Annotated in this window: 15 protein-coding genes; 7 read left to right on the top strand and 8 right to left on the bottom strand. The window is 62.6% G+C overall.

Going from position 1 to position 19,589, the window contains the following annotated elements; all coding sequences use genetic code 11:
* The first annotated feature begins 31 nt into the window (after nt 1-31).
* Genes OW493_RS15175 through OW493_RS15160 form a run of 4 tightly spaced genes read left to right on the top strand, consistent with a single transcriptional unit; the run spans nt 32 to nt 4,026 of the window.
* The gene (locus OW493_RS15175; RefSeq protein WP_289864813.1) at nt 32-1,378 is read left to right on the top strand and encodes an FAD-dependent oxidoreductase; all 1,347 of its coding nucleotides are present in this window, start codon (nt 32-34) and stop codon (nt 1,376-1,378) included.
* A complete protein-coding gene (locus OW493_RS15170) occupies nt 1,375-2,205 on the top strand; it encodes a DUF1365 domain-containing protein (protein WP_289864812.1) in 831 nt (276 codons plus the stop codon). The genes OW493_RS15175 and OW493_RS15170 overlap by 4 nt, the downstream gene beginning before the upstream one ends.
* 10 nt (nt 2,206-2,215) lie before the next feature.
* Nucleotides 2,216-3,499 (top strand): cyclopropane-fatty-acyl-phospholipid synthase family protein, encoded by a 1,284-nt coding sequence (locus OW493_RS15165; RefSeq protein ID WP_289864811.1) that lies wholly within the window; start codon nt 2,216-2,218, stop codon nt 3,497-3,499.
* A 2-nt stretch (nt 3,500-3,501) separates the two neighbouring features.
* Entirely contained in the window at nt 3,502-4,026 is a 525-nt protein-coding gene (locus tag OW493_RS15160) for a DUF2878 domain-containing protein (protein WP_084207749.1), read from the top strand.
* 21 nt (nt 4,027-4,047) lie between these two features.
* On the opposite strand, the gene OW493_RS15155 is transcribed toward OW493_RS15160, so the two are convergent.
* Nucleotides 4,048-5,886 (bottom strand): GGDEF domain-containing phosphodiesterase, encoded by a 1,839-nt coding sequence (locus OW493_RS15155; protein WP_084207748.1) that lies wholly within the window; start codon nt 5,884-5,886, stop codon nt 4,048-4,050.
* 305 nt (nt 5,887-6,191) lie between these two features.
* Between OW493_RS15155 and fabA the strand changes: the two genes are divergently transcribed.
* Nucleotides 6,192-6,707, top strand: a complete 516-nt coding sequence (gene fabA / locus OW493_RS15150) for a 3-hydroxyacyl-[acyl-carrier-protein] dehydratase FabA (protein ID WP_077373372.1) — start codon at nt 6,192-6,194, stop codon at nt 6,705-6,707.
* Nucleotides 6,708-6,720: 13 nt separating this feature from the next.
* A complete protein-coding gene (fabB, locus tag OW493_RS15145; protein WP_077373369.1) occupies nt 6,721-7,938 on the top strand; it encodes a beta-ketoacyl-ACP synthase I in 1,218 nt (405 codons plus the stop codon).
* A 129-nt stretch (nt 7,939-8,067) separates the two neighbouring features.
* Here fabB and OW493_RS15140 read toward each other — a convergent pair whose 3' ends face one another.
* From OW493_RS15140 to OW493_RS15120, 5 genes are all read right to left on the bottom strand, one after another.
* Nucleotides 8,068-8,787 carry a lysophospholipid acyltransferase family protein gene (locus tag OW493_RS15140; protein ID WP_289864810.1) on the bottom strand — a complete coding sequence of 240 codons (720 nt, stop codon included), beginning with the start codon at nt 8,785-8,787 and terminating at the stop codon, nt 8,068-8,070.
* Between the two features lie 60 nt (nt 8,788-8,847).
* A complete protein-coding gene (locus OW493_RS15135; RefSeq protein WP_077373366.1) occupies nt 8,848-9,732 on the bottom strand; it encodes a sugar nucleotide-binding protein in 885 nt (294 codons plus the stop codon).
* 62 nt (nt 9,733-9,794) lie between these two features.
* Nucleotides 9,795-12,299, bottom strand: a complete 2,505-nt coding sequence (locus OW493_RS15130; protein ID WP_271303382.1) for a bifunctional diguanylate cyclase/phosphodiesterase — start codon at nt 12,297-12,299, stop codon at nt 9,795-9,797.
* A 363-nt stretch (nt 12,300-12,662) separates the two neighbouring features.
* Nucleotides 12,663-13,304: a single-stranded DNA-binding protein gene (gene ssb, locus OW493_RS15125; protein ID WP_077373360.1), complete on the bottom strand. Its 642-nt coding sequence runs from the start codon at nt 13,302-13,304 to the stop codon at nt 12,663-12,665.
* Between the two features lie 87 nt (nt 13,305-13,391).
* The gene (locus OW493_RS15120; protein WP_289864809.1) at nt 13,392-14,807 is read right to left on the bottom strand and encodes an MFS transporter; all 1,416 of its coding nucleotides are present in this window, start codon (nt 14,805-14,807) and stop codon (nt 13,392-13,394) included.
* A 205-nt stretch (nt 14,808-15,012) separates the two neighbouring features.
* Between OW493_RS15120 and uvrA the strand changes: the two genes are divergently transcribed.
* The gene (gene uvrA / locus OW493_RS15115) at nt 15,013-17,943 is read left to right on the top strand and encodes an excinuclease ABC subunit UvrA (protein WP_136939721.1); all 2,931 of its coding nucleotides are present in this window, start codon (nt 15,013-15,015) and stop codon (nt 17,941-17,943) included.
* Nucleotides 17,944-18,131: 188 nt separating this feature from the next.
* Here the strand turns inward: uvrA and rplQ are convergent, their stop codons facing one another.
* Both rplQ and rpoA read right to left on the bottom strand, forming a co-directional pair.
* Entirely contained in the window at nt 18,132-18,518 is a 387-nt protein-coding gene (gene rplQ, locus OW493_RS15110) for a 50S ribosomal protein L17 (RefSeq protein ID WP_065392559.1), read from the bottom strand.
* Nucleotides 18,519-18,564: 46 nt separating this feature from the next.
* Nucleotides 18,565-19,563 carry a DNA-directed RNA polymerase subunit alpha gene (gene rpoA, locus OW493_RS15105; RefSeq protein ID WP_065392560.1) on the bottom strand — a complete coding sequence of 333 codons (999 nt, stop codon included), beginning with the start codon at nt 19,561-19,563 and terminating at the stop codon, nt 18,565-18,567.
* Nucleotides 19,564-19,589 lie beyond the last annotated feature (26 nt).

Here is a 19,589-nt window from a genome sequence, read left to right as displayed (position 1 = left end):
TTGATCGCAGGTCTTCCTTCTCTGGAGTGGCATGAATACAACGACGTCACAGGCAACAGCTCCTCTTCCCCGCCAGCGGATCGCCGTCATCGGCAGCGGCATCAGCGGCATGGCAGCGGCCTACTACCTCAGTCGTCACCACGAGGTGCATGTCTTCGAGTCGGCCGAGCGTCTCGGCGGCCACACTGCGACCATGGACGTGCAGACCGCCGATGGCAGCGAATGGGCCATCGATACCGGATTCATCGTCTTCAACGACCGCACCTACCCCCACTTCCAGCGCCTGCTGGAACGTCTCGATGTCGCCTATCAGCCCACCGAGATGAGCTTCTCGGTACACACCACCGCCGAGGACTTCGAGTACAACGGCCATACGCTGATGTCGTTGTTCGCCCAGAAACGCAACCTGTTGCGCCCGCGCTTCTATCGACTGCTGCGTGACATCCTGCGCTTCAATCAGCAGGCCGCGGCGGACCTGGACAGCGGCAGACTCGCCGAGGGCGCGACCCTGGGCAGCTATCTCGACGCCAACGGCTACTCGCAGGTGTTTCGTGAGCATTATCTGCTGCCGATGGGCGCGGCGATCTGGTCCGCCAGCATCGCGGACATCGAGCGCTTCCCGCTGCAGTTCTTCGTGCGCTTCTTCCGCCATCACGGCCTGCTGTCGATCAACGATCGTCCCCAGTGGTTCACGCTGATCGGTGGGTCACGCAGCTACATCGCCCCGCTGACCGAGGGCTATGCCGAGCGCATTCACCTCAACAGCGAGATCCGCCAGATACGGCGCGATGTCGACGGCGTGACACTGGAGCACGTCGATGGGCGCTGCGAACGCTTCGATCAGGTGGTGCTGGCCTGTCATGCGCCTCAGGCACTGGCTCTGCTGAAAGACGCCAGCGCCCGTGAGCAGGACGTGCTCTCGGCGATTACGACCCAGCGCAATGACGTGGTGATGCACACCGACACCTCCCTGCTGCCCAGGCGTCGTGAGGCCTGGGCGAGCTGGAACTACCGTCTCGATGGCCGGGATGACGCCCAGCGAGCCAGCGTCACCTACGACATGAACATCCTGCAGCGCCTCGATGAGCGCGACTATCCGCCTCGAGAGACCTTCTGCATCACGCTCAACGACAGCGATGCCATCGACCCCGCCCTCGTACTGGGCCGTTACGCCTATGATCACCCGCGCTTCACGCTTGAGGCCGAGGCCGCCAAGCAGCGCTTCATGGAGATCTCCGGTGTCTCGCCGCGGCCCGGTGGCCCGTTGGGACGCACCCATTTCTGTGGTGCCTGGTGGCGCAACGGCTTCCATGAAGATGGCGTGTGGAGTGCATTGCGCGTCGCCGAGGCACTGGGTGCCCGCGAGGCAGACGATTGAAGGCGCCTGCCAGCCGTATCGGCTACGGCACGCTGCGCCATCGTCGCCATGCGCCGCGCCAGCATGCCTTTCGCTATCGCGTCGCGATGGTGTGGCTGGCGCTGGATGAGCTGCCGGACCTGATGGCAGGCCGGCGTCTGGCAAGCGCCAGCCGGGCGGCACCGCTGGCCTTTCGCGAGCGCGACCATCTCCCGGCAGCCCTGCACGGTCTGACGGATGGCCCATTGATCGAGCGTGTCCATGAGGCTTGTCGACGCGAGCTCGCCATGGCGGGCGATCATGCGCCCCTGCCGCAAGGCCGCATCTTCCTGCTGACCCAGCTGCGGCATTTCGGGGTGGGCTTCAACCCGATCCGACTCTATTACCTCTACCACGCGACGGGCCAGCTGGGCGCCGTGCTCGGTGAAGTGACCAACATTCCCTGGGGCGAGCGTGTGCTGTATGCCTCGCGCACCGATTCGCGACGGCGCATGCATTCGGCGCATTTCGACAAGCGCCTGCATGTCTCGCCCTTCATGCCGATGGGCATGCGCTATCACTGGCGCTTCAATGACCCCAGCAACGATGAGCTCCTGTTGCACATGGAAAATCATCCACTGGGCGAGGAAGTGACACGCAAGCCCGGGGAATCACTCTTCGATGCCAGCCTGAGCCTGCATCTGGAACCCGCGACTCCACGCGCCATGACCCGCCTGCTGCTGCGCTTCCCGTGGATGACGCTCAAGACCGTGGCAGGCATCCATTACGAGGCGCTGCGTCTGGCGCTCAAGCGCGTGCCGATCTTCGATCATCCGCGCCCTCAGCCAGAGACTCGGCATCCGTCATGAGGACATCACCATGAGCCAGTTTGAACCCGTTCCCCCCAGTCCGGTGGCAATCCCCCGTTACGATGACCGCCTGACCCGCCTGCTGCGCCCTCGGCTGCTGCGCATGCTCGACAGACTCGAGGGCGGCAGCCTGACCGTGCTGGAAGGTCGTGAGCGCCATGTGCTGGGGCAAGGGGGGCCACGTGACATCACGCTGCGCATCCACGATTCGCGCGCCTGGCGGCGCATGGCACTGGGGGGCACCGTCGCGGCGGCGGAAGCCTACATGGACGGTCAGTGGGAGACGGATGATCTGGTGGGGCTGGTGCGTCTGTTCGCCTTCAATCTAGAACAGGTCAATGACTCGGTGGACAGCGGGACCTCGCGCCTTTCCAAGTGGGCACTGAGTGTCGCCTACGCGCTGGCGCGCAATACCCTGGCGGGCTCGAAGCGCAATATCTCGGCGCACTACGATCTTGGCAACGACCTCTTCGCGCTGTTCCTCGATCGCGAGCACCGCATGTACTCCGCGGCGGTCTTTCCGCATCCCCAGGCAGACCTCGAGGAAGCCTCGACGCACAAGCTGGAGCGACTGTTCGACCTGCTGGAGCTGGGACCACAGCATCATCTGCTGGAGATCGGTACCGGCTGGGGCGGCCTTGCCATCCATGCTGCCCGAACGCGCGGCTGTCACGTGACCACCACCACCATCTCCGATGAGCAGCATGCCTATACGGCGGCACGCATCGCCGAGGAAGGACTGGAAGATCGCATCACGCTGCTCAAGCAGGATTATCGTGCCCTCGAAGGCCGCTTCGACCGTATCGTCTCGGTGGAGATGATCGAGGCGGTCGGGCATCAGTATCTGCCGACCTACCTGAAGACTCTCGAGCGACTCCTCAAGCCCGAAGGCCTGATCGCCCTGCAGGCCATCACGATCCGTGATCAGCGTTTCGCGGCCGCCAGCCGCGAGATGGATTTCATCAAGCGCTACATCTTCCCGGGCGGCTTCCTGCCCTCACATGGCGCCATACTGGGTGCCATGCAACGTGATACCCAGCTGAACCTGCTGACACTCGAGGATATCGGCCTGCATTACGCGGCCACGCTCAAGGCGTGGGGGCAGCGTTTCGAGGCACGCCTCGACGATGTCTATGCACAGGGGTATGACGAACGCTTCGTGCGAATGTGGCGCTACTACCTGGCCTACTGTGAAGGGGGCTTCCGGGAGCGCACCATCGGCACCTGTCAGCTGCTGCTGGGAGGTCCTGGCGCCCGCCCGGTGCAGGTGGGACTCAAGGACTGGAACGCCTGAACGTGCGCTCCCCACGCATCACCCCACTGCTGAATGCCGGGCTGTTTCAGCTTGGCTGGTTCAGTTGCGTGCTGGGGGGCGCCTGGGTCGCACTGCTGGTCACCCCGCTCATTCTGGCCGCGCATCTGGGCTGGGTCGTCCCACAGGCCCGGCGCGCACGAGAGCTGCGATGGCTGGGGGGCTTTCTGGCACTGGGCATGGTGGTGGACGGCGGCCTGACCCTGGCCGGTGGCTACTCGCTGCCAGCCACCGCGCCGGACTGGACACACTGGCTGCCGCTGCCCGTGTGGATGTGGTGCCTGTGGCCGCTGTTCGCCAGTACCGTACATCATGCATTGCACTGGCTATGGCAGCGCCCATGGCTCGCCGCCATCGGCGGGGCGACAAGCGCGCCCCTGTCCTATTACGGCGGCGCTCAGCTCGCTGACGTCACGCTCGCCGATTGGCTGTTGCCGGCACAGGCCCTCATCTGGGGCGGGCTATGCCTGGCCATCTCGCGCTGGAAGCTGGCCCAGCCAGGCACATGATGTCCGTGCATCGAGGCGGCTTCAGGCCATGGCCATGGACAACTGGCCGGATTCATAGCCATTGAGACGCTCGATGACATCCGCCGCCGGCGCGGGACGGGAGAAGTAGAAGCCCTGAATCCAGCCACAACCGTGCGATACCAGGTATTCACGCTGCTCTGCCGTCTCGACACCCTCCGCGATCATCTCCATGCCCAGCCCCTTGGCCATCGCCAATACCGCCATGGTGATGGCCGCATCGGAGCGCTCCCCCGGCAAGCTGCGAATGAAGGCCCGATCCAGCTTGAGCTTGTCCACTGGCAGATCCTTCAGATAGGACAGCGACGAATAACCGGTCCCGAAATCATCCACCGCGATCTGGTGGCCTCTGCTGCGCAGGGTCGCCAGCCGGCGCGAGATGTCACCGGCGCGCTCATCCAGCAACACCGACTCGGTCAACTCCAGGCCGATGCTGTCCGCCGGCACGTCATACTCCAGCAGCAGCGCGGCCAGCGAGGCCTCGAAATTGCCCTGTATCAGCTGCAGTGCCGAGACATTCACCCAGATGCACAGGCGGTGCCCCGCACGTCGCCAGTTCGCCTGCTGCTGCACGGCCTCGCGCAGCACCCAGTTGCCCAGTCGCAGCATCAGGCCATGGCGCTCGGCCAGCGGGACGAAGTCAGCAGGCGACACCGGCCCACGCAATGGATGCTGCCAGCGCAGCAGCGCCTCGACACTGCTCACCTTGCCGGTACTGGCCTGATGCTGACACTGGTAGTGCAGCTGCAACTGGCCATGGCTCTCGAGCGCTGCCCGTAGATCGTTGGCCAATCCCAGCTGGAGATCGGCACCGGAGTCCAGCGCCGGCTGGAAGCGCATGTCGATATTGCGACCGTGGCGCTTGGCGGCGTAGAGCGCGCTTTCCAGGCGCTGCATCACCACTTCGGGATCACGCCCGTCCTCCGGTGCACGACAGCTGCCGATCGAGAGCGCCAGGTGGAGAATCTGATCGTCCACTTCCAGTGGCTGGGTCAGCGTCGAGCGCAGCTCTTCGATCCACTCACCATGGTCTCCCCCCGCCGTGGTTCGCAGAATCACGAACTCGTCACCGCCGATGCGTCCTGCGACACCGCCGCGTGCCAGCTCCGTGAGGCGCCGCGCGAACAGCTTGAGCAGACGGTCTCCCCCCTCGGTGCCCAGCGAGTCGTTGATGCTCTTGAGGGCGTCGATGTCGATCAGCGCCAGGTCCAGGGCTTCCCCGGCCCGCAAGCTGCCCAGACGACTCACCATCAGGTCACTCAGACGACGTCGATTGGGCAGGCCGGTCAGAGTGTCCTCCAGCCCGATGCGCTGCAGGTCTTCCTCCCGCGCCTTATGGCGCGAGATATCCGAGAACAGCGCGATGTGGAACACCTCTCCCGCGCGCTCCATGCGTCGCGCCCTCAGCCACTCAGGGTACTCATCGCCCTGCTTGCGCCGGTTCCAGACCTCGCCCTCCCAATAGCCATGCACCGCCAGGGCCTGCCAATAGCGGCGATAGAAGTCCTCGTCATGGCGGCCCGAGGACAGCAGGGAAGGGTTGCGCCCGATGATCTCCTCCGGCGCGTAGCCGGTGATCCGACTGAAGGCGGCATTCACCGCCAATACCTTGTTCTGACTATCACTGATCAGGAGTCCATCGCTGCTGAGGTGCACGGCCGCCTCCAGCAACTCGCGCCGCAGATGCAGTCGGCGCATCAACCGCAGGATGTCCGCGCCTGCCAGGATGACCGGTATCAGCGCGCACAGTCGCAGTTCGAGGCCTGGCAGCCACGGCATCAGGCACAGAGCAATGACTCCCCCCCAGATGAGGGGGCGATTGAAGGAAGCATTCGGCCACATACCGGACCCTCGGTCGAGATGACGATATCCACTACACGGTTTCATCATGCAAATGGCCACTTCACAGCCAGGCTGGCCCGCGCACCAATGCTGCCCATTCTCCACGGAAATGTCATGCCAGCCCGCTGACACCCATCGTCTTATCGACTGGCACGCCAAAAGCTGAAGCAGATATTTGCACCGCCCCATGGTGCCCTTTAGTCTGCCCCCCACGTGCATTCAGTGGGGCCAGCCATTAGACTAGCCCCATTCGGGCGTTGTTACGCCCCGTACGGCATAACCATCCCGCTACTCGGAATGACTCAGTGACCAAGCAACACTCCTTTACTCGCGACGAGCTGCTGGCCTGCGGCCAGGGCGAACTCTTCGGCCCGGGCAATGCGCAACTGCCTGCTCCCAACATGCTGATGCTGGATCGCATCACTCACATCAGTGAGGAAGGCGGTAGCCACGGCAAGGGGCAGTTGATCGCTGAGCTCGATATCACTCCGGACCTGTGGTTCTTCGACTGCCACTTCCCGGGCGATCCGGTCATGCCGGGCTGCCTGGGCCTCGATGCCATGTGGCAACTGGTCGGGTTCCACCTCGGCTGGCTTGGCAACCCGGGCCGCGGTCGTGCGCTGGGCTGCGGAGAAGTGAAATTCTCCGGTCAGGTCCTGCCGACCGCCAAGAAGGTGACCTACACCATCAACATCAAGCGGGTCATCACTCGCAAGCTGATCCTCGGCATCGCCGATGGCACAGTCACCGTTGATGGCCGCGACATCTATCAGGCCAACGACCTGCGCGTCGGTCTGTTCACCTCCACTGCGAACTTCTGAACGGGAGGCTCCCATGCGTAGAGTGGTAGTCACCGGGCTGGGCATTGTTTCCTGCCTGGGCAATGATCGCCAGCAGGTCCTGGAATCCCTCCAAGAGGGACGTTCCGGTATCCGCCGCAAAGAGGAATACGCCGAGCTTGGCTTCCGCAGCCAGGTCGCGGGCGTAGTCGACATCAACCTCGAAGACCATATCGATCGCAAGCAACTGCGCTTCATGGGAGATGCCGCGGCGTATGCCTACATCTCCATGGAGCAGGCGATCGCTGATTCCGGCCTGAGCCCGGAGCAGGTCTCCAACGAGCGTACCGGCCTGATCGCCGGTTCCGGTGGCGCATCTTCCGCCAACCAGGTCGAGGCCGCTGACATCATGCGCGCCAAGGGCCTGCGCCGCGTCGGACCGTACCGCGTCACCCGCACCATGGGCTCCACCGTCTCCGCGTGTCTGGCCACGCCGTTCAAGATCAAGGGCATCAACTACTCGATCTCCTCGGCCTGTGCGACATCGGCTCACTGCATCGGCAGCGCTGTCGAGCAGATCCAGCTGAACAAGCAGGACGTGGTCTTCGCTGGCGGCGGTGAAGAAGAACACTGGACACTGTCCTGCCTGTTCGATGCCATGGGCGCGCTCTCCACCAGTTACAACGACTCGCCGGAAACCGCGTCTCGTCCGTACGACACCACCCGTGACGGCTTCGTCATCGCTGGCGGTGGCGGCATGCTGGTACTGGAAGAGCTGGAGCACGCCAAGGCACGTGGCGCCAAGATCTACGCCGAAGTGACAGGCTACGGCGCAACGTCAGACGGCCACGACATGGTGGCACCGTCCGGTGAAGGCGCCGCACGCTGCATGCGTCAGGCGATGGCAACCGTGAATGGCAAGATCGACTACATCAACACTCACGGCACCTCGACGCCAGTGGGTGATGTCGCCGAACTCAAGGCCATCCAGGAAGTCTTCGGTGCGGACAGCCCGGCGATGAGCTCCACCAAGTCGCTGACCGGCCACTCTCTGGGCGCCACTGGCGTGCAGGAAGCCATCTACTCGCTGCTGATGATGGAGAACGACTTCATTGCCGCCTCCGCCAACGTCAGCGAACTGGATGAACGCGCCGACGGCCTCGATATCGTCACCACTCGCCGTGATGGCGTGAAGATCGAGCGTGTGCTCTCCAACAGCTTCGGCTTCGGTGGCACCAACGCCTGTCTGATCCTGGAGCGCTTCCAGGACTGAGATCATGGATCTCTGACCGGTGATGCATGACACGAAAAGGCCGCCCCATGGGGCGGCCTTTTTGCTGATGCCGAGCTATCGGCTGGCTTTCACATCACTTCACCGCCCGACTTCCTCCAATCGGAGCGCTCAGACGCCCACGCTGTCTGCCGGTGCCTTTTCCTCGAGTGGCGGACGTGGAGTGCGGGATATCCGCTGCAAGGTGTCTTCCACCCACCCCTCGACATCCGCGATCACCGCATCCGGCTTGCGGCCGTTGGTCTCGATCGCAGGCCCGAAGACGACATGCAGGGTGCCAGAACGCTTGATCCAGCTGTCATTGGGCCAGATCTCGCCTGCATTGTGGGCCACTGGGACGACCGGCACTCCAGCACGACAGGCAATCGCGGCACCTGACTTGTTGAACTTCTTGCGCGTCCCCGGAGCCAGGCGTGTCCCTTCCGGGAAGATCAGCACCGTGAAGCCATCCTTGAGCCGCTGCGTTCCCACGCTCAACACCTGCTTGAGCGCCTTGGCGGGCTGCTTGCGGTCCAGCGGAATCGGCTCAAGCAGCTTGAGACCCCAACCGAAGACGGGAATCTTGAGCAACTCCTGCTTGAGCACGGTGCATAGCGGCCGCTTGACCACCTGCAGATAGATGGTTTCCCACTCACTCTGGTGGTTGGAGAGCAGAACGCATGCCCCTTCAGGCAGCTGCTCACGTCCGCTGACCTCTACCCTGACGCCACAGGTAAGACGGAACCACCAGAGCACAAGGTGGTTGTAACTATGCAGAACGCGATAACGTGCCTTGAGCGGCAAGCAGGCTGCCACGGGTACCAGCACCAGGGCACTGAGCAGCAACGCCATGAAATAACCGAAGTAAAACAACACACTACGCAGTGCATTCACAGTAAAGATCTCCGCACGTCAGACATCCTCTTGAGGTGAGGTCACCGGGGTGCGCTGTGCCACCCAATCGTCCAGCAGGCGGGACAGCTCCAGCCGCCAGGGTTTCTGATGCACCCCGAAGGTCTCCAGCACTCGTCGACAGTTGAGCACTCGGCGCAGCGGAGTTCCCGAGTTGAGCGTCAACGCCTTGATCGGGCCGGGTGATACCTCCTCCCCGATCCCCTCGAGCCGAGTGATCAGCTGAGTCCGCACCACGCTGATGAAGGCGTAACTGCTGACAGGCTCGGTACCCGCCAGATGATAGGCGCCCCAGGAACCCGCACCGCAACGTTGCTGTTGCAGCATGCCGACCAGCGCCATGGCCACGGCGTCGACACTGGTCGGGCACAGGATGACGTCTTCCGCAGCGCGGACTTCCTGACCCGCGAGCAACGACTCGATCAGCGTCGGCAGCCAAGCATCACGGCCGTCAGGGCCGAACAACGGCCCGAGACGCACGATCAGATGGCTCGGCAATTCGGCGCGGATGCGGTCGCCCGTGGCGATGACCCGACGCAATGCCGTATCGATGGGGGACGGCACCTCTTCCTCATCGAGCAAGCCTTCCCCGCCCTGCTCGAACATCTGGTCCGCCACGCACCACACCAGCGGCGTGTCTGTCTCGACACAGGCCGCCAGCACGGCTTCCACATGCTCGGCATGCGCCGTGACGTCTGCCGGTGCCGAGTCCGCAGGACTGACGAAGGGAGGCACGATCACCACATCCGCGCGATGCGAGCGAATATCACTGGCGTCGATACGCACGGCATCAAGCACTTGAAGCTCGAGATCCGTACGGGTGTTGGCCACTCGGGCCAGGCCGAGGCTCAGGCAATGCCCGGCATCCAGCAGCAAGAGTTTCACAGGCACACTCCGGCAAACAGACGCATCGGCACGAAGCGTGCCGATGCAAAGGCGACATTCTATCAACCTTGCAGGCTGGCTGCAGGCCCGTTGTCGCGCCGGGGACCAGAAGTGAGCAGCACCCCTCCCAGCGGCTGGGGGCGACCGATACCATAGCCCTGAACGAGATCGACACCGATCTGCTCAAGTGCCGGCAGCAAGTCACGTCGCTCCACGTATTCGGCGATGGTGACGATGCCCATCTGGGCACAGATGCGGCAGATGGCCGAGACGATGGCAGCGTCCAGGCTGTCACGGGTCAGATTGCGCACGAAGGCGCCATCGATCTTGAGCTGATTGACGGGCAACTCCTTGAGATAGGCGAAAGAGGACATTCCGCTGCCGAAATCGTCCAGCGAGAAGCTGCAGCCAAGGCGACGAATGCCACGAATGAATTCGCGTGCTTGCGCCAGATTGCTGATGGCGGCCGTCTCGGTGATCTCGAAGCACAATCGCTCAGGCGCCACACCACTCTCCTCGATCATGGTGATCAGCTGATCGCGCAATGGCATGTCACTCAGGCTTTGCCCCGAGAGATTGATGGCCAGGATGGCGTCTTCTTCAATGCGCCCGTCATTGGATTTCAGTACCTGCAGCGCTTCAGTGACGACCCAGACATCAATGGCAGGCATCAGCCCGAAGCGCTCGGCAGTGCCCATGAAGTGGGCCGGGGTCATATGCTCGCCCTCGGCATTGACGTAGCGCAGCAATACTTCGTAGTAAGGCCCACTGGACGGGCGGCACAACGATTCAATCGGCTGGATATAGAGCGTGAAGAAGCGTTTCTCCAGCGCTTCCTGCAACAGAGGCAACCATTGGAGCTCGCGCTGGGCACGCTCGAGCCCGGCATCTTCCTCGTGATAGGCATGCACCTGGTTGCGACCATTCTGCTTGGCCATGTAACAGGCCGCGTCGGCCTGACGCAGCACTTCCGTGGCCGGTGCACTCCCCGTGATGGACGCCAGGCCGATGCTGACACCCAGCTGGAACTGACGCCCATCCTCGAGATAACGATAATCCGCGATGGTCGAGCAGAGTCTCGAGGCGCGCTCCAGTGCCTGTTCACGATTGCATCGGTAGAGGATGACCGCGAATTCATCGCCTCCCAGACGGGCGAGCACATCAGAATCCCGGATCTGCTCGCGCATCAGATGCGCAATCTCGCGCAGCACGGTATCCCCCGCTGCATGACCGCAGGTGTCGTTGATGACCTTGAAGAAGTCGAGATCCAGATACAGCAATTGATGCAGATCGCCGTCTTCCAGCGAGGCCCCCAGAGCATCATCGAAGGCACTGCGGTTCTGCAGCCCCGTCAGGCTGTCATGATGGGCCTGGAAATCGAGCCGACGAATCATCGCCTGGCGATAACTGATGTCACGGAAGACCAGCACGGCACCTTCCACCTCATCATTGCGAGCGCGGACCGGAGACGCCTTGAGCTCTATCGCACACTCACTGCCATCCCTGGCGACCAGCAGGGTCTGGTTCGCCATGTGCACGACCTCCCCGCGGCTGAGCACGACATCCAGGTGGGTATCCATCATGTGGAGCGAACCCTCATGGCGCAATTGCAGAATGCGCGCCCAAGGGCGGCCCCGGGCCAGCGCGGGATCCCAGCCACACAATTCTGCCGCGATGGGATTGATGTGGCGGATCATTCCCTCCCGATCAAGGCTGATCACCCCTTCATCGATGGAATCCAGCATCACGGTTACCTGATCCCGTTCGTGACGCAATTCCCGGGTGCGGTACTCCAGCAGACCGCTCAACCGCGCCCGATAGTGTCGACTGCGCCGCACACGACTTTCTGCCTTCAGCGCCAGCAACGTCAGTCCCAGCACGGCCAGTGAGGCAACCCCGAGTATCACTGCCAGCCAGACATGCTGCCCTCCCCCCGAACGAAGCGGGGGAGCCGGCATCACCGAGTCAGGCACCACTTCCATCGCCGCCATGCCCAGATAGTGCATCCCTGCGATCGCTCCCCCCATCAGCAACGCAGCAAGGGCCTGATAACTGCGACGCGGGCGGCGTTGATGCAGAAAGAGCCCTCCAAGCCACAGCGCAGCCGTCGAGGCGATGACGGCCACCAGAATCGACAGTCCCAACAACGGGGCATCGTAGCGATACGCCATCGGCATCTGCATCGCCGCCATGCCGAGATAGTGCATCGAAGCGATCCCGCCCCCCATCACCGCCCCGCTGCCAAACAGCCATGGCAGCGTCAAGCGCGACAGCGTGTTGGCCCACAGCGCCAGTCCGGAAGAGAGCACGGCCACCATCATCGAGAGTAGCGTCAAGCCCCACTCATAGGTGACCGACGTACCGATGTCATAGGCCAGCATGCCGATGAAATGCATTGACCAGATGCCCAGGCCCATCGCCAAAGCCCCACCCAGCAGCCACCCCAGGCGACTGGCACGCGACACCGACAGCGCGACCTGCCGAATCAGCTGCAAGGCAGCATGAGATGCCAGTACCGCGACCAGAATGGAAAGCAATACCAGTGAGGGGGAATAGCTACCATGCATGAATGACCTCAATCATCGGGGGCCTGCCAAGGGGAACGAGCTGAAAGTGGACATACACTTGAAACGATAGTTTACCTGCAAGGTACGGAACTGCCTGATTTTTTCCTCCACGCTCAGTGTCCTCAAGCGAGACGACAGCGTGATGGCCCGATCATCGGACTCGGGGCATACCCCCTTACGCTCGCAGAGCGACTTTGGATGTATCGGCCGATATCCTGGCAGATGGAGGGGGAATGCCTGAAAACCTCCCCGCCCTCTCACGCAGCACCCTCGATACCTCGAGAGGTTTCCTTTGCCTCCAGAAACGAAAAACCCCCGCTTAGCGGGGGTTCAAGACAATATGGATGACCATGGAGCTGATGATCAGAACGGAATCTCATCATCGAAATCGTCAAAGCTGCCAGCCGGCGGCGCGCCGAAATTGTTGTTCTGCGAGTTCTGTTGAGGAGGCTGGTGAGCGGGCTGCTGAGCCGGAGGCGGAGTATGCGGCGCTGGCGGCTGACCACCGAAGTTGCCACCCTGCTGCGGTGCCGGCGGCTGGCCGCCGAACTGGCCACCCTGCTGCGGAGCTGCCGCGGCCTGCTGCTGACCACCATACTGACCACCTTGCTGAGGTGCCTGCTGGGGACGACCGCCACCACTGAAGCCGCCACCGCCGCCGCCTTCACCACGGGTATCCAGCATCTGCATGTCATTGGCGACGATTTCGGTGCTGTAGCGGTCGTTGCCGTTCTGATCCTGCCACTTGCGCGTCTGTAGACGACCTTCGATATAGAGGCGTGAGCCTTTCTTGACGTATTGCTGAGCGATTTCCGCCAGCTTGTTGAACATCACCACACGGTGCCATTCGGTACGTTCCTGACGCTGACCGCTCTGACGGTCATTCCAGGTATCCGTGGTGGCGAGGTTGAGGTTGCACACCGCACTACCGGACGGAGTGAAACGGACTTCCGGATCCTGACCGAGATTACCGATCAGAATGACCTTGTTTACGCCGCGAGCCATGAAGATTACTCCTGAAAATAGACCGGTGCACATCAGGCACCGGCGAAGGTATCGAGTGCACTGACAGTGATCTGCCAGTGTCAGGGTTCAGCTGGCAGGTGCCTCGGCACCTGCCGGAGTTTCGCCATCACGCTGGCGAGTGAAAGTCGCCAGCGCCTTGTCATCCAGTGTATCGCGTGTGACCTTCAGATAGGCGACCTGTTCCTCACGCACGACCAGAGCTTCTTCCACGCCGGCAATGGCCAGCAGGCGCGTCTGCAACTCGACGACCGGAAGCCTCGCGGCTTCTGGCGACAGGCCGACCACTTCACTGCCAAGATGTCGCGGCGGCTGCATGTTCCAGACCACAGCCAGCCACAGCAGCGCCAGCAACCCCATGCCGAAGAAGACGCCACTCAGCCCGAAATGGCCCGTCAGCCAGCCGCCGCCGACACCCCCCACGAAGGCACCGAGGAACTGGCTGGTCGAATACACCCCCATCGCGGTGCCCTTGGCACCGGCCGGCGCCAGCTTGGAGATCATCGACGGCAAGGTGGCTTCCAGCAGATTGAAGGCCACGAAGAACAGCCACAGCAGGCCAAGGAAGGGCACAAGACCTGCGTGCTCGATGCCATCCACCCCCAGCAGCAACAGGCTTGTCGCGATGGTCGCCACGGCGCCCAGGAAGACCGGCTTCATGCGGCGGTACTTCTCGGCCACGATGACCAGCGGAAGCATGGCGACAAACGCCAGGCCCATCAAGGGCAGATAGACCCAGCCATGATGGGCGGGCGCGATGCCGAAGTTGACCAGCTGCTGCGGAATGGCCACGAAACAGGCCGTGAGGATCATGTGCAGCGCAAAGATCGACACATCCATGCGCAACAATGCGGAATTCGCAAGAATGCCCTTGAGCTGGCGACGATCAAGCCCCACATCTTGATGCTGACGCCTGGGTGCAGCAGGCACCAGTTTCCAGAGTACGAACACGCTCGCCACGGCCATGATGGCCGTCAGCCAGAAGACGCCCGAAAGTCCGAACGCATCCGCGGTCAGTGGTCCCGCGACCATCGCCAGCGCGAAGGCGACGCCGATCGACATGCCGATGGAGGCCATCGCCATGGTGCGCACCTCCTCTCGCGTCTGATCGGCCAGCAGCGCCATGATCGCACCTGCCACGGCACCGCTGCCCTGCAGGCAACGACCAAGGATGATCATCTCGATGCTGTCGGCATTTGCCGCGACCAACGAGCCAAGGATGAATAGCCCGAGTCCGAAGCCGATCACGGCCTTGCGCCCGAGGCGATCGGACAACCAGCCGAAGGGGATCTGCAGCAGTGCCTGGGTCAGGCCATACCCGCCCAACGCGACGCCGACCAGCGTCGGCGTCGCGCCAGCCAGATCACGGGTGTAGAGCGCCAGCACCGGCAACACCATGAACAGCCCGAGCATGCGGGTGGCATACAGGCTGGCAAGGCCGACGATGGCGCGACGTTCCGGCGCTAGCAGTCGAGAGGTCTTCATGGATGGCGGCGGGCTCCGGAGCAGGACAGTCAAGAAAGGGAGGCCGACCACGCGGGTCGCCAGAGAGTAGACTCCATGGGTGCTGATCACCGATGGACTGCACATTCTAAGGCTCGCCTGTCGGCTTTGAAAGCATGCAGCCTTTGCCGGGCGTTTCGCCCGCGCCTTATAATCGTTGCTTTTATCGACGCAGCCCGAGGTGGCAATGGACAGGATTCAGGTCAGGGGTGCGCGCACCCACAACCTCAAGAACATCGATGTCGAACTGCCGCGTGACAAGCTGATCGTGGTGACCGGGCTCTCCGGTTCCGGCAAGTCGTCACTTGCCTTTGACACACTCTATGCCGAGGGACAGCGGCGCTACGTCGAATCACTGTCCACCTATGCTCGCCAGTTTCTGTCGATGATGGAAAAACCGGACATCGACCACATCGAGGGTCTGTCACCGGCGATTTCCATCGAACAGAAATCGACATCGCACAACCCCCGCTCCACCGTCGGTACCATTACCGAGATCTACGACTACCTGCGCCTTCTGTACGCTCGCGCCGGTACGCCGCGTTGCCCGGACCACGACATCGATCTGGAAGCCCAGACCATCTCGCAGATGGTCGATCAGGCGCTGGCCCTGCCCGAGGGCAGCAAACTGATGCTGCTGGCACCGGTAGTCAGCGGGCGCAAGGGCGAGCACCTGCAACTGCTTTCCGAGCTGCGCGCCCAGGGCTTCGTCCGCGCGCGGATCGATGGCCTCATCGTCGAGCTGGATGACCTCAAGCCGCTGGAGAAGAACAAGAAGCATGATATCGACGTCGTCGTCGATCGCTTCAAGGTGCGCGAGGACCTCAAGCAGCGTCTGGCCGAGTCCTTCGAGACCGCACTGAACCTGGCCGATGGCAGCGCCCGGCTGCACTTCATGGACGGCGAACAGGAAGACCTGGTGTTCTCGTCGCGCTTCGCCTGCCCGGTGTGTGGCTATGCCCTGGCCGAGCTGGAGCCACGCCTGTTCTCCTTCAACAACCCGGCGGGCGCCTGCCCGACCTGTGACGGTCTCGGCGTGAAGCAATACTTCGACCCGGAGAAGCTGATCAGCCATCCGGAGCTGTCGCTGGCCGAAGGCGTCATCAAGGGCTGGGACCGTCGCAGCGTCTATTACTTCAGCCAGCTGCAGGCCGTCGCCGAGCACTATGGTTTCGCTCTGGAAGCCGCCTGGGAATCGCTCAGTGATGAAGCGCGTGATGCCGTGCTCAATGGCAGCGGACGTGAGGACATCGCGTTCAGCTACGTCAATGACCGCGGCCGCAAGGTGACGCGCGAGCATCCCTTCGAGGGCGTACTGCCCAACATGGAGCGGCGCTACCGTGAGACCGAATCCAACATGGTGCGCGAGGATCTCGCCCGCTATCTGGCCGTTCAACCCTGCCCGAGCTGCGATGGCTCGCGTCTGCGCCGCGAGGCACGCAATGTCTACGTCGACAATCGCACCCTCGCCGAGGTCGTGCGCCAGCCGATCGGCGAAGCGTGGGAAGAGTTCGGCAAGCTGAGCCTGCCGGGGCGCAAGGGCGAGATCGCTGCCAAGATCGTCAACGAGATCCAGGCGCGCCTCGAGTTCCTCGTCAATGTCGGCCTCGACTATCTGACGCTGGAGCGCAGCGCCGACACCCTTTCCGGGGGTGAGGCACAGCGCATCCGTCTTGCCAGCCAGATCGGCGCCGGCCTGGTCGGCGTGATGTACATCCTCGACGAGCCCTCCATCGGCCTGCATCAACGTGACAATGACCGCCTGCTCAAGACACTGATTCACCTGCGTGATCTGGGCAACACCGTGATCGTGGTCGAGCATGATGAAGATGCCATCCGTGCCGCGGACCACGTGCTCGATATCGGCCCCGGCGCCGGCGTGCACGGCGGCGAGATCGTCGCCCAGGGCACCCCGGCGCAGATCGAGGCGACGCCCGGCTCATTGACCGGACAGTACCTGAGTGGCGAGCGTGAGATCGCCGTGCCGCCCTATCGCCTGCCCGCCAATCCCGAAAAGGTGCTGCGCCTGACAGGTGCCACAGGCAACAACCTGCAGAACGTGACGCTGACGCTGCCGACAGGCCTGCTGACCTGCATCACCGGCGTCTCCGGCTCAGGCAAGTCGACACTGATCAACGCCACGCTGATGCCGCTGGCCGCCCGTGAGCTCAATCGTGCGACCACGCTGACCCCGGCGCCCTACGGCAAGATCGAGGGGCTGGATCTGTTCGACAAGATGGTGGACATCGATCAGAGTCCCATCGGGCGTACACCTCGCTCCAACCCCGCCACCTATACCGGGATCTTCACGCCGATCCGCGAGCTGTTCTCCGGGACCCAGGAAGCGCGCGCGCGCGGCTACAAGCCGGGCCGCTTCAGCTTCAACGTCAAGGGTGGGCGCTGCGAAGCCTGTCAGGGCGATGGCCTGATCAAGGTCGAGATGCACTTCCTGCCTGACATGTACGTGCCCTGCGATGTCTGCAAGGGCAAGCGCTACAATCGTGAGACGCTCGAGGTCCAGTACAAGGGCAAGAACATCCATGAAGTGCTGGAGATGACCATCGAGGAGGCACTGGAGTTCTTCTCTCCGGTGCCCGCCATCGCGCGTCGACTGCAGACACTGATGGATGTCGGCCTGTCCTATGTCCGCCTCGGCCAGAGCGCGACCACGCTCTCCGGCGGGGAAGCCCAACGCGTCAAGCTGGCGCGCGAGCTGGCCAAGCGCGATACCGGCAAGACGCTCTACATTCTCGATGAGCCGACCACCGGCCTGCACTTCGAGGATATCCGACAACTGCTGGTGGTCCTGCACCGCCTGCGCGATCACGGCAACACCGTCGTCGTCATCGAGCACAACCTGGATGTGATCAAGACCGCTGACTGGTTGATCGATCTGGGGCCGGAAGGCGGCTCAGGCGGGGGCCAGATCATCGCCGAGGGGACGCCGGAGCAACTGGCAACGCAGGAGGTCTCGCATACCGGTCGCTTCCTGGCACCGCTGCTGAAGCGCCAGAGAGCCTCCAACGCCAAGACAGGCGCTCAAGACACGTCAGCGGACAGCAAGCCGTCCAATGGCGGGAAGCCCGGCAGCAAGAAGAAGGCAGAAACCAGCAACTGACCTTCGTCAGGTGCCCCAGCGACACCCCTGACTCCTTCGTACCGTTTCCTTGCGGAACGTGACGAGTCAGGGCTTGCCCATGACGCCTGGCCGCATGAGCTGCCCAACCGACAGGCCTGTCTATCAGGCATAAAAAAAGGCCAACCCCGAAGGGTTGGCCTTTTCTTGTGGACGAAGCAAGCCGAAGCTTACTCTTCGCCCGCTGCCTCGGAGGCAGCCGGACGATCGACCAGCTCGACGAATGCCATCGGGGCATTGTCACCGGCACGATAGCCACACTTCAGGATGCGCAGGTAACCGCCCGGACGGGTGGTGTAGCGCGGGCCGAGCTCATTGAAGAGCTTGCCGACCGCTTCCTTGGAACCGGTACGAGAGAACGCCAAACGACGGTTCGCAACGGAATCCTGCTTGGCCAGGGTGATCAGCGGCTCGATATGACGACGCAGTTCCTTGGCTTTCGGCAGGGTAGTCTTGATGACTTCGTGCTCTACCAGAGAGATGCACATGTTCTTGAACATGGCTTCACGGTGAGAGCTGGTACGGTTCAGGTGACGACCACTCTTACGATGACGCATGGTTGTGATTCCTTACCAGTCTGGGGCTTGAGCCGACCGGGCTTCCTTAAGCGGAAGCCTTGTCGTCCTTCAGGCTTGCGGGCGGCCAGTTTTCCAACCGCATGCCGAGGGACAGACCACGCGCGGACAGCACGTCCTTGATTTCATTCAAGGACTTCTTGCCGAGATTCGGGGTCTTCAGCAGCTCAACTTCGGTGCGCTGAATGAGATCACCGATGTAATAGATATTCTCGGCCTTGAGACAGTTCGCACTGCGAACGGTCAGCTCAAGATCGTCTACGGGACGGAGAAGGATCGGATCGATTTGATCTTCCTCTTCTTCGACTTCCTGTTCCTTGTCTGCTTCCAGATCAACGAAGGCGGCCAGCTGCTCCTGCAAGATGGTTGCGGAGCGGCGGATCGCTTCTTCCGGATCCAGCGTGCCGTCGGTTTCCAGGTCAATCACCAGCTTGTCAAGGTTGGTGCGCTGTTCAACACGCGCCGCCTCGACAGCATAGGAGACCCGGCGAACCGGCGTGAAGGTCGCATCCAGCTGGAGACGGCCAATGGCACGTGATTCGTCATCTGCAGAGAGACGCGCGTCAGCCGGTTCGTAGCCGCGGCCACGAGCGATCTTGAGTTGCATCTTCAGCTCGCCACCATCATTCAGGTGAGCGATGACGTGATCCGGATTCACGATTTCGAGATCATGGTCACCGGCGATGTCGCCAGCAGTCACGATGCCCGGGCCCTTCTTGTTCAGCGCCAGCACAGCTTCGTCGCGACCATGCATCTTGATGGCCACGTCCTTGAGGTTCAGCAGGATTTCGATGACATCCTCCTGTACCCCTTCAATGGCGCTGTACTCGTGCAGAACGCCTTCGATCTCAGCTTCCACGACGGCACAGCCGGGCATGGAAGACAGCAGGATGCGACGCAGAGCATTCCCCAGGGTGTGGCCGAAACCACGCTCGAAGGGCTCGAGGACGATCCGCGCATGATGGGCGCTGACTTCCTCGACCTTGATATCGCGAGGACGGAGAAACTCTGTCACTGAGCGCTGCATAAGAACACCTTTAAGGCTGCCAAACG

The sequence above is a fragment of the Cobetia sp. 14N.309.X.WAT.E.A4 genome (assembly GCF_030397495.1).
GTDB lineage: Bacteria > Pseudomonadota > Gammaproteobacteria > Pseudomonadales > Halomonadaceae > Cobetia > Cobetia marina.
The sequence above is the reverse complement of the archived record's forward strand: the minus strand, read 5'-3'. Positions and strand labels throughout refer to the sequence as shown.